Origin of the sequence: Klebsiella pasteurii (genome assembly GCF_018139045.1) — a bacterium.
GTDB lineage: Bacteria > Pseudomonadota > Gammaproteobacteria > Enterobacterales > Enterobacteriaceae > Klebsiella > Klebsiella grimontii.
In genome coordinates, this window is record NZ_CP073236.1 from 1,282,186 (window position 1) to 1,296,316 (window position 14,131).

Genomic DNA, 14,131 nt, shown 5'->3' on the forward strand with positions numbered 1-14,131 from the left:
TAGCCTTATATATGCGATGTCTTAAAGAGCGTAATGAGCAGACCATTGCTGCAGAATATTTTTGTTCGGTTTAATAAAGTGCTCTTCGGTAAACTTCCCCTGCTCTACAGCCAACTGGCTGCGCTCTTCACGATCGTAAACAATTTTTGTTAGCGAATGGTCCTGATGATGCAGATCGGGCTGGTAGCAGAGCCCTGCGGCAGAGTTCGCATTGTAGATCTCAGGGCGGTATATTTTCTGGAACGTCTCCATCGTGCTAATGGTGCTAATCAGCTCAAGACTCGTATAATCGCTCAGCAAATCCCCCGAAAAATAAAATGCCAGAGGCGCGACGCTGTTTTTCGGCATAAAATAACGAACCTGTAGGCCCATTTTGCCAAAATATTGCTCAGTCAACGATGAGGCGGCAGGCCGGTATTCGAGGCCCAGCACCGGGTGTTGATTTCCGGTCTGGTGATAGATGTCTTTGCTGGAGACGCTAAGGCAGATGACCGGTGTTTTTTTGAAATTGGCCTTGTACTGCGCTGAATTGACGAAATGTTTAAATATATTGCCGTGTAAATCGCCAAACCCCTCGGGAAGGCTAAAACCTGCGCGCCCTTTATTATGTTCCAACAGCACTACGCTAAAGTCGTAATCACGAACGTACGAGGAGAAATTGTTGCCGACAATACCGTCAATGCGTTTATCCGTTTTTTTGTCAATAATGCTGGTTTGCAATATTTCAATTACCGGAAAAGTATCGCCAGTGGCGTTGAACTTCATTTCGGCTGAAATAATTTCCAGCTCAACCGCGTAGCGATCGCCTTTGGGGTTATCCCAATGCGCCAGGTTGTTGAAACGGTTGTTTATCATTGCTAACGTATTGCGCAGATTCTCCCGGCGATTTTCCCCTCTGGCTAAATTAGCAAAGTTGGTTGTAATACGCGTATTTTCAGAGGGGTTATAGTTTTCATCAAAGAGAGTGCGCTTAATAGTATATGTAAATTGTTGATTCATCGCAGATGTGCATCCTAAGTCCTGAGATAAAAAACCGCTGTCCTTTCTGATGGTTGCAGGCTACCGCATGCTTCCATAAGCAGTCTTTATCTTCATATTATCTATATCGAATACAGCATGTTATGCCAGAGTCATTAGATGAGTAAAAGCGAGTTAATTTCATTACAACATGAGCCATATTCATGGTCGGGCGTCAGACCATGCTGTACCTCGATGCAAAGCGATAGCCGCTCTTGCAAACGCGTCTGTCCTCACGGCCAAACATCCTAAAATTTTCCGGTTCGTCCGGTATGAGTTGATGCTGAAGTAAGAAACATCAGAGGTCGGCCAGGCTTAACACGACGTCAAGTCTGCCGTCTTTCTTTTCAACACCGCTCTCTTCATGCTCCCTTACGCGCTGTCGGGCGCGACCGCTGGAGGAAAAATGGAAGAGGGACCGGCGCGTTTTCATGCTTAACTTTGCTGATGTCTAAAACCTGACTATCGCTACCGATATTTTTTCTGGCATATTGATGTCCTATGGTTATTTCGGACTATCGACATCGAAGATAGCCATCAACAACCCGCTCTAACTGATCGATTTGAGGGATACAATGAATAATGTCATTCTCAGCATAATTGCTAAAATTTCCGCCATGGATGCCGAAAGTAAGCAGCTTGCTGCCCAGGTCGAGGCGCAGTCTTTGCTCATTAGCGCTCTGATGCTTGCTATCGGCAAGGAAGGCGGCGTCGCGGAATTAGTTAGCAACGTAACGAAAGCGATAAATTCGGTACTGGAATCATCTGAAGACGTTCTGAAGACGGACGCAGAACTGCTTCTGACCAAGTTTCAGGAACAAATAGCGCTTACGCAGTTGATAAACACCCACGAAGATGAAATCAGTCATGACAGGATCGATGATTAACAAAGGTCAGTTTGTTTTAGATTGGGAATAGGCAGAGCTTGCAGTTATTCATGAGCTTACCGGCCATCATCAACTCTTGGCCGGTTCAGCTGCAGAAAATAGGGACGATCCAGGCTGAATACTCAATTTCTACTCGCCTGCGTTGCTGCTGGAAGCAAACCGCTCAGTATATTAAGGCATATCAGGCTTCACTTTTTCCTTAGGCCAGCGTATATCACCGACGCCGTTGACTTTCGGCATGGCAAATAAAAAGCCCTGGAAACGTTTGATACCCGCAGATTCGAGCCAGCACCACTCCTCTATCCGCTCTATGCCTTCAGCAACCACGGCAATCTCAAGTTCACGGCAGCAGTTGATGATCGATCTGACCACCGCCTGTTTAGGGCCGCTCTGATGGATGTCGGAAATAATCTCGCGGTCGATTTTAACTTTATCAGGCTGAATTTTTGTCAACAACGAGAGCCCAGCATAACCGGCGCCAAAGTCATCAATTGCCAGCCCCATACCAGAGACGCGCAGTTTTTTTATCGCGCTGCTGAACTGGCTAAAACCGGAGATCATTTCATCTTCCGTCACCTCAACGATCACCTGTTCGGGTACCAGTCCCTGTTTTTTTATTTCCTGCAACAGGTATTCAATGGCATCAGGAATAACAACCAGCGACATCGGAAGGATATTAATGGATATTTTATGGTCGCCAATATTGATTTCTTTCGCCAGGGCAAAGGCAACTGATTTCGCTTTGAGATCAACTTCATAACGTTTCTCTGGCGGAATCGAGGCAAAGAAATTGGCGGGACTACCGCCCTCTTTATTACGAATAAGCGCTTCAAGCGAAGTGATATTCCCTGCCAACGGTTCGATAATGGGCTGGAAAGCAAACTGACAGCATTGACCGGCAAAAAACGATTCTTGCGGCGCATGAAATGCATGTTTACGCGAATGAAGCGACCATTTGTCAGGCCGTAAAAAGGGTGACGGCGCGGCAGTCCTTCTTTGGCTGATAAAAGTATGGATAAATTTATAAACGCGCTCTTCGGTGGAAAGATAACCTTTCAGTTGGCTAAGCTGGCGCACCTTTGTCAGGACGTCAGCGGTTTGCCGTTTATTCAGGTCAAAAAACATCATCCCTACGTTTTCAAAGCGCCGGCGCGGCGCGTAATCACGCATCAGCTCGACAACCTGATAGTGGCGATCGTCTTGCTTGATCTTGCTGAATAGCTGCTCAAGCACGCACTCATCCCCCTCAAGTATCTGAAGGTAAACATTATCTTTTAAAAGAAGTATGCCCGTAATCCCGCGAGCTGCATTCTCAGCATTCGCTTTTTCAACCAGCAGTGTGAGATCGGTTTCTTGTGTTAAATGCATCTGACTTCTGTAAATCAGAGTTGTCAGCATAATCCCATCCAGATTTTTGCCAGGAGAATGAGACTGTGTAACACAGTTTACCCTTTTAACCCAGGCTATCTGTCATAATTTACTGGACCCGCTATAGCCGACTAAGGTTTGGTAAATGCATTTTTTTAGGTGGTGTTTGCTAGCCAACAAATCCCTGCTCGCGCATACGCGCTATCGTCTCTTCGCTGGCGCATACCATGCCCGTCGCCAGCAATTCAAAACCGAAGCGGCGATAGAAATCTATTTTATCCACTACCGAGTAGATAAAGGTTTTGCCATACGGCCGCAGCTCATCGCTGACCGCCCGCATCAGCTGCTGGCCGTATCCTTTACCCTGGCAGCGCGGGTGCACCGCGACATCCGCCAGATAGCTACACCAGGTCAGGTCGCTAATGGCCCGGGCAACGGCAATGAGCTGACCGTTTTCATAGCCGAACCAGCAAAAGGTACTATGACGAAACGCGCGTTCAACCAGCGCAACGTCCCGCTGATTAAGCCCTGCGGCGGCGATGGTCTCCGCCACCGTCTGCCAGTCAACCGAGTCAACGTGCTCTTTTCCTTTTAATATCATCATGACCTTGCCTTTACTCGCTGCTATTGGCTTTCAGCATAGCCGAATGGCGCTAAAAGAAGAGCGTCCTGTCGCCTCATGCTCTACAGTATTTTGTGCTGGTTCAGAAACTATAGCCCCGGAAAACCTTTTAACACACGGCCGCAAAAACAATGCGTTTATGCTTTATTCAGCCGATTTAACGCGCAATAAGCAGAATAAAATAAAATAATGTCATTTCCCATTGGCAAAAAAAGGCCAAAAAAAACCGCCATGTGACTGGCGGTGAATAAATGCTTGCATGGATAGATTGTGTTTTGCATTTTTACGTTCAGTGGATAAATCCCCTGAGTACGTTTGTTCCATAAACTATCACACGCAACATCAATGAAAGCTAAACGGCCCGTTGCTTAGAGCTTTTCCACCAGCGCTTTAAGCTGCGCAATGAGCTCGCCTTTCTCCCTCTCCTCATCTCCCGCATAGAGCCAGGTGGAATGGCGGATAATCAGACGCGTCGGCAGCAGCTCGCGAATTTTTATCTGCGGAGCGGCCATGAGCTTGATAAGCAGCTCGACCGCCCGTTTCCCGAGAACATTAAAATCCTGAGCGACGGTGGTCAGCGGCGGCTGGAAATAGAGACTGTCCGCCGTATCGTCATAGCCGGTGACCGAGATAGCCTGGCTGCCGGTGCGGTTAAGCTGCGCCAGCGCGCTCAGCACCCCAAGCGCCATCTGATCGTTAGCCACCACGATGGCGCTGAGGCGCGGATGGTGATGCAGCAGCTCAAAAGTTTTGTGCCAGCCGCTGGCGGCGCTCCAGTCGCCAAACACCGTCACCGCATTACTGACCCCCAGCCGGTGCAGCGCCTCGCGCCAACTGCTCAGGCGCATACGCGCGGAAATCGAACTTTCCGGCCCGGCAAGCAGGCCGAACTCGCGGTGCCCGGCGTCCCAGAGATGACGCACGCAGGCGCCGCAGCCGTCGCGGTGATCGAAACGCACGCTGCAAACGTCGGCCTCCGGCGAGACGTCAAGAAACAGGCAGGCAATGTCGGGATTCTCCGCCACCAGCCGCTCCGCGAGACTGCTTTCCAGCGGCAGGCTGATAATCGCGCCGCGGATATGCTGGGCGCGAAACTCATTGAGCCTGGCCTGAAGCGACGGATAATCGATCTGCACCGGCATCGCAATTGAAACTTCAAGCTGATGCAAACCCGCATAGCTTTTCACCGCCGCGGCGATTTGCGAAGGCGCGTGCAGCGTTAGCGAGGCGGTAATCAGGCCAATTGACGGCGCGGATTTCCCCGCCAGCAGCTGCGCAGAACGGTTCGGTACATAGCGTAGCGCCTGCATTGCGCGGATCACTTTATCGCGGGTTCTTTCAGACACCACGTCCGGATTATTCAGCACTCGGGAGACCGTCTGCTGGGATACCCCGGCCTCGCGGGCCACATCTTCTAGCGTTGCCGATCGACGCTGCATAGCGCGCTCCTTCCCTATTTTGAACCCTCAATGTCGTCCGCTAACATTTTATGTTTAAAGGACGACAAAAATCAGCCCTTTTTCCAGCTTTTCGTGATCGCCAGTAGGTTTCATTTTCGCCAATATTGCGGCCTTGACGAAAATAACTGATAACAAATTTATATTGTCTAGCGAATGACATTTTTCTCACTTATCCGTCAGGTATGCGTATGCAACAACACGACTCAATCTCCGCCGCAGGAGCGACGTTTCATCAGGTTCTCGCCCGCGAAGACTGGCAAAACCAGACCATTACCCATCTCAACCGTTTACCGGCCCACCCGACGTTCGCCAGCTGGCGCGATACCGACGCGGCGCGGGACAACCGGCCTTCGGCGTCTCGTCGCCGGCTTGACGGCCAGTGGCAGTTTTCCCTTGCCCGCAGCCCGTTTGCGGTGGATGCCCGCTGGCTGGAAGACGAGCTGCCGGACAGCCGCAGTACGCCAGTGCCATCAAACTGGCAGATGGAAGGCTACGACGCCCCGATCTACACCAACGTTCGCTACCCTATCGATACTACGCCGCCGCGCGTGCCTGAGGAGAACCCGACCGGCTGCTACTCGCTGACGTTCAGCGTTGATGAGGGCTGGCAGGCCAACGGCCAGACGCAGATTATCTTCGACGGCGTTAATTCAGCTTTTCATCTGTGGTGCAACGGCGAATGGGTCGGCTACTCGCAGGACAGCCGCCTGCCCGCTGCCTTCGATCTCTCGCCATTCCTTCAGCCCGGCGATAACCGCATCTGCGTGATGGTAATGCGCTGGAGCGCGGGAACCTGGCTTGAAGATCAGGATATGTGGCGCATGAGCGGGATCTTTCGCTCGGTCTGGCTGCTGAACAAACCGACCCTGCACCTCAGCGACGTTCAGCTCACGCCGCAGCTCGATGCGCTTTACCGCGACGCCGAGCTGCTGGTGAACTTAAGCGTTGCCGCGCCGGTCACGCAGCTGGAAGAGCTGACGGTGAAGGTTGAGCTGTGGGATGAGGATCGTCTGGTCGCCAGCCACCGCCAGTCGCCGGGTTCGCCGATTATCGATGAGCGCGGAAACTATGCCGAACGCGCGGCGATTCGTCTGCCGGTAGAAAAACCGGCGCTGTGGAGCGCGGAAACGCCAAACTGCTATCGGGCGGTCGTCTCCCTGTGGCGCGGCGATGAAACGATCGAGGCGGAAGCCTGGGATATCGGCTTTCGCCGCGTTGAAATCAAAAACGGCCTGCTGCTGTTGAACGGCAAACCGCTGCTGATCCGCGGCGTCAACCGCCACGAGCATCACCACCAGCGCGGCCAGGTGGTGACCGAAGAGGACATGGTGCAGGACATTCTGCTGATGAAGCAGAACAACTTCAACGCCGTGCGCTGCTCGCACTATCCAAACGCTTCGCGCTGGTATGAGCTGTGCAACCGCTATGGCCTGTACGTCGTTGACGAAGCTAATATTGAAACCCACGGCATGGTGCCGATGAATCGTCTTTCCGACGATCCGGCCTGGCTCCCGGCCTTCAGCGCCCGCGTCAGCCGAATGCTGCAAAGCAACCGCAACCACCCGTCGATTATTATCTGGTCGCTGGGAAATGAATCCGGCGGCGGCGGCAACCATGAAGCGATGTATCACTGGCTGAAGCGCAACGACCCTTCCCGCCCGGTGCAGTATGAAGGCGGCGGCGCCGACAGCACCACCACCGATATTATCTGCCCGATGTACGCTCGCGTTGAGCGCGACCAGCTGATTCCAACGGTGCCAAAATGGGGGATCAAAAAGTGGATCAGTATGCCGGGCGAGCAGCGACCGCTGATCCTCTGCGAATACGCCCACGCGATGGGCAACAGCCTCGGCAATTTTGCCGATTACTGGCAGGCCTTTCGCGACTATCCGCGCCTGCAGGGCGGTTTTATCTGGGACTGGGCGGATCAGGCCATCAGCAAAACCTTCGACGACGGAAGCGTTGGCTATGCCTACGGCGGTGATTTTGGCGATAAACCGAACGATCGTCAGTTCTGTATGAACGGCCTGGTCTTCCCTGACCGCCGCCCGCATCCTTCATTAATTGAGGCCAAACACGCGCAGCAGTATTTCCAGTTTACCCTGCTCGCGCAATCCCCGCTGCGGATCGGCGTCAGCAGCGAATATCTGTTCCGCGCCACCGATAACGAAGAACTGCGCTGGCAGGTTCAGGCCGCCGGAGAAACCTTTGCCGAGGGTCAAGTGAAGCTTGAGCTTAGCCCTGAAGGCCAGTGCGAACTGACCCTGTGGGATTCGCTGGCGCTGCCCGCCGGCGCCGAAGAAGTGTGGCTAACCCTGGAGGTCGTCCAGCCGCAGGCCACCGCCTGGTCCGACGCCGGGCATCGCGTCGCCTGGCAGCAGTTCCCGCTCGCCGCCCCGCTGGCGCTGCGTAGCCCTGCCCCTACCGGCACGGCGCCAGCGCTGGAGGGCAGCGACGCCGCCTGGACGGTGCGCAGCGGTTCGCAGCAGTGGACGGTCGACCGGGAAAGCGGTCTGTTAACCCGCTGGCAGGTGGACGGCGTGGAACAGCTGCTGACGCCGCTGCGCGATCAGTTTGTGCGCGCGCCGCTGGATAACGATATTGGCGTCAGCGAAGTGGAGCGCATCGACCCCAACGCCTGGGTCGAACGCTGGAAAAGCGCCGGGCTGTACGGCCTCTGCGCTCGCTGCGTGGCGTGCGACGCGCAGCGTCTGGCCCATGAAGTGGTTATCGATTGCCGCTGGCACTATCTGCGCGGCGATGAAGTGGTGATTGTCAGCCACTGGCGGATGACGTTTGATAGCGAAGGCAAGCTGCACCTGGCGGTCGATGGCGAACGCGCGGGCACCCTGCCGCCGCTACCGCGCATCGGGCTGACGTTCCAGGTTCCCGACCAGCAGCAGCCGGTCTGCTGGCTGGGCTACGGCCCGCACGAGAACTACCCGGATCGCCGCACCAGCGCCTGTTTCTCCCGCTGGCAGCTGCCGCTGGAAGAGATGACGACTCCTTACATTTTCCCGACGGAAAACGGCCTGCGCTGCGATAACAAAGCGCTGGACTGGGGGCGCTGGCACGTCGCGGGCGATTTCCACTTCTCCGTACAGCCCTATAGCACCGCGCAGTTAATGGAGACCGATCATTGGCACAGGATGAAGCCGGAAAACGGCGTCTGGATTGCGCTCGATGCTCAACACATGGGCATCGGCGGCGACGACTCCTGGACACCCAGCGTGCTGCAACAGTGGCTGCTGCTTGAAAGACAATGGCACTATCAGTTAACGATTCACTTCCAATAATAATCGGGGGCGAAAGCCCCCCAACCTTACAGGCATAATAATATGGAATATTTACAATGAAACTCTCTGAACTCGCGCCACGAGAACGGCATAACTTTATTTATTTCATGCTGTTCTTTTTCTTCTACTATTTCATTATGTCAGCCTACTTTCCCTTTTTCCCGGTGTGGCTGGCGGAAGTTAACCATTTAACCAAAACCGAGACGGGGATTGTCTTCTCCTCCATTTCGCTATTCGCCATAATTTTTCAGCCGGTATTTGGCCTGATTTCCGATAAGCTCGGTCTGCGCAAGCATCTGCTGTGGACGATTACGATTTTATTAATCCTGTTTGCCCCCTTCTTTATTTTTGTTTTCTCGCCGTTGCTGCAAATGAATATCATCGCGGGCGCGCTGGTGGGCGGTGTATATCTGGGGATCGTTTTCTCCAGCGGCTCCGGAGCGGTAGAAGCCTATATAGAACGCGTCAGCCGCGCCAACCGTTTTGAATATGGTAAAGTGCGCGTCTCCGGCTGCGTCGGCTGGGCGCTGTGCGCCTCCATCACCGGTATTTTGTTTAGTATCGACCCCAATATTACCTTCTGGATCGCCTCAGGTTTCGCGCTGATCCTCGGCGTGCTGCTGTGGGTTTCAAAACCGGAGAGCAGCAATAGCGCTGAGGTTATTGACGCCCTGGGCGCCAACCGTCAGGCCTTCTCAATGCGTACCGCCGCAGAGCTTTTGCGGATGCCGCGCTTCTGGGGCTTTATTATTTATGTGGTTGGCGTCGCCAGCGTCTATGACGTTTTCGACCAGCAGTTCGCCAACTTTTTTAAAGGTTTCTTCTCCAGCCCGCAGCGCGGAACCGAAGTCTTTGGCTTCGTGACCACCGGTGGGGAATTACTCAATGCGCTGATCATGTTCTGCGCGCCGGCGATTATTAACCGAATTGGCGCCAAGAATGCCCTGTTAATTGCCGGGTTGATTATGTCAGTCCGCATTTTAGGCTCGTCTTTCGCTACCTCAGCAGTGGAAGTGATTATATTGAAAATGCTGCATATGTTTGAGATCCCGTTCCTGCTGGTCGGCACCTTTAAATATATCTCCTCGGCATTTAACCCCAAACTCTCGGCGACGCTGTTCCTGATCGGCTTTAATTTATCGAAACAGCTTTCAGGCGTGGTGCTCTCAGCGTGGGTGGGACGGATGTATGATACCGTCGGCTTCCATCAGGCTTATCTGATCCTGGGCTGTATTACCCTGAGCTTTACCGTTATTTCGCTGTTTACCCTGAAAGGCAGCAAAACGCTGCTGCCGGCCACGGCATAAAACCAGGCCGCCGGAGAGCCTCCGGCGGCGATTCGTTTCCGGGCCGGATTAGGCCCGTGCCGCTAGTCAGCGATCCGCGTTTCCCCGTCGCGATTTTCCAGGCCGTAAAGTCGTGCTTGCGCCATGGACGAAATTAGCTCCGCCAGCTCGGCGGAGTGGCTGGTTAACCAGATTTGGCTATAGCGCGAAGCTTCAACAATGAGCCGGGCCAGCGCGGGAAACATCTGGCGATGTAGACTGTTTTCCGGCTCGTTAATGGCCAGAAACGCCGGAGGACGCGGGCTCAACAACGCCACCGCCAGGCACAGGAAGCGCAGGGTGCCGTCGGACATCTCCGCCGCCAGTAAAGGCCGCCAGACGCCGTTGCGGCGCATCTTTACCGAGAAACGCGAGTTTTCGTTTTCACAGTAGAAGGTACACTCCGGAAAGGCTTCGCCGAGGATTTCGTGCAGCAGCTCTTCCGCGCCGATTTCCACGATGGTTTGAAAGGCGGCGGCGAGGTTGTGTCCATCGCTGTCGAGCACCGGCGAGCGATAGCCGACCGTCGGATGGCGTAGCGGCGAGAGCCTGCCAATATTGAATTCGTGATAAAAGCGCCAGCGGCGCATGGTTTCCCTGACCCGCGAGACTTCCGGAAAGCGATGCGGCTCGCCCAGCTGGCCAAAAATCGATTCGTTCTCGTAAATTGCGTCGGTGAAGGTGCTGCGCTCTCCGTTGACGTCGACCAGGAACGCAGCCTGATTTTTACGCTCCAGCACACGCGATGACGGGCGTCGGGAAAATCCCGCCAGCCAGATCGACTCCTCTTTAACGATCGGATCCAGCTGAAACTGGGTGGGATAAGGCAGTTTTTCCGGAAAACCCACCTGCAGCTGGTAGTCAAACTCATCGGTCAGACAGCCAATCTGCAACCGTCGCGGAAAGCGGTCGGTCGGCGCGCTCGGCCCAGACCACATGATATTTTCCAGACCGCCTTCATCGCTGATATAGCCGGAAAACTTCCCGTCGGCGCAGGCGGTTAACAGGTGGATGGCTTTATAGATATTGGACTTACCGCAGCCGTTGGGGCCAAAGACGATATTCAGCGCCCCGAGTTCCAGCTCAATATCCCTGACCGATCTGAAATTTTTTATCCGGATATGGTTAATCATAGGTTCCCGAAACTGTGAAAAGCGTTTTGCGCTAGGGTATCGGAGGCACAAGAAAAACGAAATATGACCCGACCGGACGACGAATCGCCGCCCGGCACTGGATCAACTGAAGAATTTTTTCATACCGCGGGTTAGCGCCACTCGTTTAAGTTTGTCCGTATCCTCATGGCTCTCGTTGAAAACGCCGAAAAAATAGCGTTCATCATCAATGGTTTGCGACACGATCCTGTAGCTCAGCGGCTGGCCGGATTTCGCACCGTACTGCGCAGGCGTCACGGAAATCTCCGTCGCGTTATCGGCAACGCTAACCATCAGGCCGTCGCCCTTCCCTCCAACCAGCATCACCTTAATTAACGGGTGCACCATGTCCCTCCCGGGTTGAGGTCAATGATTAATTGTCGATGGCCTTGGGCTGGCAGTTGGCCGTTGAGCCGCCGTGGCCGGACTTGTCTTTAGCAGAGACCGGCTGAGCGCCCTCTTTGCCCACAACGGGTGGTAACGGCACACCGTCTTTGTCCACCGCAGGCGGCGCCGTCCGGCAGGTCGCCGTTTTGCTGACATCTGCGGCCCACGCAGGGGTTTGCAGACTCAGGATCGCCAGGGGGGCAAGCCATAACGCGTTCTTCAGTACATTCTTATAGTTCATACTGGCCTTGAGTTAAAAAATTTCTTTCTTATGCTGCGCTAAGCGCTGATTATTAGTAGCAAAAGCTGACAAATGATGAAGGAAAAAAGAGGAATTGTGAATATCAATAGTTCTTATTTATGAATCGCTACCTTTCCCACAACGGCGCCTGGCGGATCTTATATCCAGGAATTAACTTAATCAATTGAAATAATGGGGCTCCTCCTCATTCTGGCCAGGCTTTTTCGCCATTTGCTTAGCGCTTTTGAGGTCGAAACAGCAGCCTGATTTATATCCCGTACGTTGTAGAAAATTCCTGGAGTGGGCTTCACCGCAGGCTGAGCATTGGTACTTCGCCGGTCAGCCACTAGACTTTAATAAGTCAAACGAAAGGAGACTCCCATGTCATCACAAGATTATGAAAACGACGCGCAGAATCTGGCCGACAAAGTCGGTAATAAAGTGAATGAATTTGCCGGTGAAGCCCAGCAGCAATTTGGTGATGCGGTTGATTCGCCTAAGCATCAGCTGAAAGGCGCGGCCCGGAAATATGCCGCTCAGGCTTCGGATGCCGTTTCAGAAGTCTCGGAACGCGTCAGGGAAAATCCCCTGACCGGGCTACTGGCGGCCGGCGCCATCGGGTTGGTGATTGGTTTACTGGCGGGAAGGAAATAACCCTATAAGGCCCTTTGGGCCTTAATTTTTGTCTCTCAAGCACGCCAATGCGTAAGCCAACTCAAATCGCCACAACGTCAGCAACCTCAAACTGAAAAACGTACGGGTCGGAAAGCAGCTGAAACCGCTCATCATCCGCGTAGGTCACCGCCACATGATAGTCTTCACCGGCAAAGGCGATGACGGCATCCAGATTGTTCCAGTACGTGGCCAGAAAAAAGTGTTCCCACTCCCCCTGCGTTTCCCGCCTGACAAACGCCCCCGCATTGCCAGGAACGCCACGGGAATGCTGCACGCCTGTCGCCTGCAGATGAAGCGCAAACGCATCGCCAAATGCCACGGGAACACAGCCATGCCAGGTTCTGACAATCATCACCAATCTCCATAATCAATTAAACAAAGTGCATTTATAGCAAATAAACACCAATAGAAGTGAATTTTTATGCACCTCATAACAAGCAAATCATACCGCATGGTGCATACCCGACATTTGCAGGTATAATCTCACTCATTATTCAGCTGATTCAGACACCAAGATGACAAAACTCACCTTACAAGAGCAGATGCTAAAAGCCGGACTCGTGACCAGCAAAAAAATGGCCAAAGTCCAGAGAACGGCGAAAAAATCCCGCGTTCAGGCCCGTGAAGCCAGAGAGGCGGTGGAAGAGAATAAAAAAGCGCAGCTTGAGCGTGATAAGCAGCTAAGCGAGCAGCAAAAGCAGGCGGCGCTATCGAGAGAATATAAAGCGCAGGTTAAGCAGCTTATTGAAATGAATAAAATCGATATATCCAAAGGCAATATCGATTTTAACTTCACGGATAACAATTTTATAAAAAAAATTGCCGTGGATAAACTGACTCAGGCGCAGCTGATTAGCGGCCGTCTCGCCATTGCCCGTCTGGCTGGTGATAATGGCGGTGAGAGCCAATACGCGATTATTCCGGCGAGCGTAGCGGATAAAATCGCTCAGCGCGACGCCAGCAGCATTGTTTTAAACAGCGCGCTGAGTGCGGAAGAGCAGGACGAAGACGATCCGTATGCTGATTTTAAAGTTCCCGATGATTTAATGTGGTAAGCAACCCGGGCCTCCGCAGACCGGAGATTCAGGCGTAGTCTATGCGGGCATTGTGCTTTACACTGCCCGCGGCAAAAATTGAGTAGATAAACGATTAACCAGGCGGTAACGGCGATGAACGGAACGATCACAACATGGTTTAAAGATAAAGGTTTTGGATTTATCAAAGATGAAAACGGCGATAATCGCTATTTTCATGTGATTAAGGTTGCCAACCCTGAACTGATTAAAAAAGATGCGGCTGTCACGTTCGAACCTACCACGAACAACAAGGGCCTATCAGCTTACGCGGTGAAAGTCCTGCCGGAAAGCAAATATATTTATATTGCAGGCGAGCGAATTAAACTTACGTCGATCAAATCTTTCCTGGTATACAGCGAGGAAGAGCCCGCCGATGCCCGCATTGATAAAGAGAATGCGGTACTCTCCGTGGGCCTGTTGATGGGAAATATCAGGCCAAAATCCGCCGCGAAACCCGGCGAAATGCGCTCGGTGAAAAAGCTGGCTATCACCACCTTCCAGGGGAGCACCCTCATTTTCACGGAAGATGAGATTGATATTGAAGCCACGGTAAAACTGCTTAAAGTGTAACAACATTCAGTGAAACCAACCGGGCTCTGCGCCCGGTTTGGGGCTTTTGACCAACC

At 53.1% G+C, this 14,131-nt stretch carries 14 protein-coding genes; 6 read left to right on the forward strand and 8 right to left on the reverse strand.

The window, feature by feature from the left end:
• Nucleotides 1–21: 21 nt before the first annotated feature.
• A complete protein-coding gene (locus tag KCG39_RS06055; protein ID WP_142468318.1) occupies nucleotides 22–999 on the reverse strand; it encodes a DUF1852 domain-containing protein in 978 nt (325 codons plus the stop codon).
• Nucleotides 1,000–1,592: 593 nt separating this feature from the next.
• Here KCG39_RS06055 and iraP point away from each other — a divergent pair.
• A complete protein-coding gene (iraP, locus tag KCG39_RS06060; RefSeq protein WP_004119795.1) occupies nucleotides 1,593–1,904 on the forward strand; it encodes an anti-adapter protein IraP in 312 nt (103 codons plus the stop codon).
• Between the two features lie 171 nt (nucleotides 1,905–2,075).
• Here the strand turns inward: iraP and KCG39_RS06065 are convergent, their stop codons facing one another.
• The 3 genes from KCG39_RS06065 to KCG39_RS06075 all read right to left on the reverse strand — a co-directional run bounded on the left by KCG39_RS06065 (nucleotide 2,076) and on the right by KCG39_RS06075 (nucleotide 5,333).
• Nucleotides 2,076–3,302, reverse strand: a complete 1,227-nt coding sequence (locus KCG39_RS06065) for a diguanylate phosphodiesterase (RefSeq protein WP_172880002.1) — start codon at nucleotides 3,300–3,302, stop codon at nucleotides 2,076–2,078.
• Between the two features lie 139 nt (nucleotides 3,303–3,441).
• On the reverse strand, nucleotides 3,442–3,876 hold the full coding sequence (locus KCG39_RS06070; protein WP_004119786.1) for a GNAT family N-acetyltransferase: 435 nt from the start codon (nucleotides 3,874–3,876) through the stop codon (nucleotides 3,442–3,444).
• A 386-nt stretch (nucleotides 3,877–4,262) separates the two neighbouring features.
• On the reverse strand, nucleotides 4,263–5,333 hold the full coding sequence (locus KCG39_RS06075) for a LacI family DNA-binding transcriptional regulator (protein WP_142468321.1): 1,071 nt from the start codon (nucleotides 5,331–5,333) through the stop codon (nucleotides 4,263–4,265).
• A gap of 209 nt (nucleotides 5,334–5,542) precedes the next feature.
• On the opposite strand from KCG39_RS06075, the gene KCG39_RS06080 reads away from it, so the two are divergent.
• The gene (locus tag KCG39_RS06080; RefSeq protein WP_142468322.1) at nucleotides 5,543–8,650 is read left to right on the forward strand and encodes a beta-galactosidase; all 3,108 of its coding nucleotides are present in this window, start codon (nucleotides 5,543–5,545) and stop codon (nucleotides 8,648–8,650) included.
• 56 nt (nucleotides 8,651–8,706) lie between these two features.
• Nucleotides 8,707–9,957, forward strand: a complete 1,251-nt coding sequence (locus tag KCG39_RS06085; protein WP_004119781.1) for an MFS transporter — start codon at nucleotides 8,707–8,709, stop codon at nucleotides 9,955–9,957.
• 62 nt (nucleotides 9,958–10,019) lie between these two features.
• On the opposite strand, the gene KCG39_RS06090 is transcribed toward KCG39_RS06085, so the two are convergent.
• The 3 genes from KCG39_RS06090 to KCG39_RS06100 all read right to left on the reverse strand — a co-directional run bounded on the left by KCG39_RS06090 (nucleotide 10,020) and on the right by KCG39_RS06100 (nucleotide 11,754).
• Nucleotides 10,020–11,108 (reverse strand): AAA family ATPase, encoded by a 1,089-nt coding sequence (locus tag KCG39_RS06090; RefSeq protein WP_004119778.1) that lies wholly within the window; start codon nucleotides 11,106–11,108, stop codon nucleotides 10,020–10,022.
• Nucleotides 11,109–11,210: 102 nt separating this feature from the next.
• Nucleotides 11,211–11,471 carry a hypothetical protein gene (locus tag KCG39_RS06095; protein ID WP_032742114.1) on the reverse strand — a complete coding sequence of 87 codons (261 nt, stop codon included), beginning with the start codon at nucleotides 11,469–11,471 and terminating at the stop codon, nucleotides 11,211–11,213.
• 28 nt (nucleotides 11,472–11,499) lie between these two features.
• Nucleotides 11,500–11,754, reverse strand: a complete 255-nt coding sequence (locus KCG39_RS06100; RefSeq protein WP_004119770.1) for a hypothetical protein — start codon at nucleotides 11,752–11,754, stop codon at nucleotides 11,500–11,502.
• A gap of 381 nt (nucleotides 11,755–12,135) precedes the next feature.
• Between KCG39_RS06100 and KCG39_RS06105 the strand changes: the two genes are divergently transcribed.
• A complete protein-coding gene (locus tag KCG39_RS06105) occupies nucleotides 12,136–12,408 on the forward strand; it encodes an ElaB/YgaM/YqjD family protein (RefSeq protein WP_004136268.1) in 273 nt (90 codons plus the stop codon).
• A gap of 61 nt (nucleotides 12,409–12,469) precedes the next feature.
• Here KCG39_RS06105 and KCG39_RS06110 read toward each other — a convergent pair whose 3' ends face one another.
• Nucleotides 12,470–12,781 carry a hypothetical protein gene (locus KCG39_RS06110; RefSeq protein WP_004119764.1) on the reverse strand — a complete coding sequence of 104 codons (312 nt, stop codon included), beginning with the start codon at nucleotides 12,779–12,781 and terminating at the stop codon, nucleotides 12,470–12,472.
• A 163-nt stretch (nucleotides 12,782–12,944) separates the two neighbouring features.
• On the opposite strand from KCG39_RS06110, the gene KCG39_RS06115 reads away from it, so the two are divergent.
• Nucleotides 12,945–13,484, forward strand: coding sequence for a DUF2058 domain-containing protein (locus tag KCG39_RS06115; protein ID WP_004119762.1), 540 nt, complete (start codon nucleotides 12,945–12,947; stop codon nucleotides 13,482–13,484).
• A 114-nt stretch (nucleotides 13,485–13,598) separates the two neighbouring features.
• Nucleotides 13,599–14,075: a cold-shock protein gene (locus tag KCG39_RS06120; protein ID WP_112164893.1), complete on the forward strand. Its 477-nt coding sequence runs from the start codon at nucleotides 13,599–13,601 to the stop codon at nucleotides 14,073–14,075.
• The last annotated feature ends 56 nt before the right edge of the window (nucleotides 14,076–14,131 follow it).

Excerpts from the sequence above, each read along its gene's own strand:
- KCG39_RS06055 (WP_142468318.1), bottom strand. The coding sequence starts at position 999 with ATGAATCAACAATTTACATATACTATTAAGCGCACTCTCTTTGATGAA.
- iraP (WP_004119795.1), top strand. The coding sequence starts at position 1,593 with ATGAATAATGTCATTCTCAGCATAATTGCTAAAATTTCCGCCATGGAT.
- KCG39_RS06065 (WP_172880002.1), bottom strand. The coding sequence starts at position 3,302 with ATGCTGACAACTCTGATTTACAGAAGTCAGATGCATTTAACACAAGAA.
- KCG39_RS06070 (WP_004119786.1), bottom strand. The coding sequence starts at position 3,876 with ATGATGATATTAAAAGGAAAAGAGCACGTTGACTCGGTTGACTGGCAG.
- KCG39_RS06075 (WP_142468321.1), bottom strand. The coding sequence starts at position 5,333 with ATGCAGCGTCGATCGGCAACGCTAGAAGATGTGGCCCGCGAGGCCGGG.
- KCG39_RS06080 (WP_142468322.1), top strand. The coding sequence starts at position 5,543 with ATGCAACAACACGACTCAATCTCCGCCGCAGGAGCGACGTTTCATCAG.
- KCG39_RS06085 (WP_004119781.1), top strand. The coding sequence starts at position 8,707 with ATGAAACTCTCTGAACTCGCGCCACGAGAACGGCATAACTTTATTTAT.
- KCG39_RS06090 (WP_004119778.1), bottom strand. The coding sequence starts at position 11,108 with ATGATTAACCATATCCGGATAAAAAATTTCAGATCGGTCAGGGATATT.
- KCG39_RS06100 (WP_004119770.1), bottom strand. The coding sequence starts at position 11,754 with ATGAACTATAAGAATGTACTGAAGAACGCGTTATGGCTTGCCCCCCTG.
- KCG39_RS06105 (WP_004136268.1), top strand. The coding sequence starts at position 12,136 with ATGTCATCACAAGATTATGAAAACGACGCGCAGAATCTGGCCGACAAA.
- KCG39_RS06110 (WP_004119764.1), bottom strand. The coding sequence starts at position 12,781 with ATGATTGTCAGAACCTGGCATGGCTGTGTTCCCGTGGCATTTGGCGAT.
- KCG39_RS06115 (WP_004119762.1), top strand. The coding sequence starts at position 12,945 with ATGACAAAACTCACCTTACAAGAGCAGATGCTAAAAGCCGGACTCGTG.
- KCG39_RS06120 (WP_112164893.1), top strand. The coding sequence starts at position 13,599 with ATGAACGGAACGATCACAACATGGTTTAAAGATAAAGGTTTTGGATTT.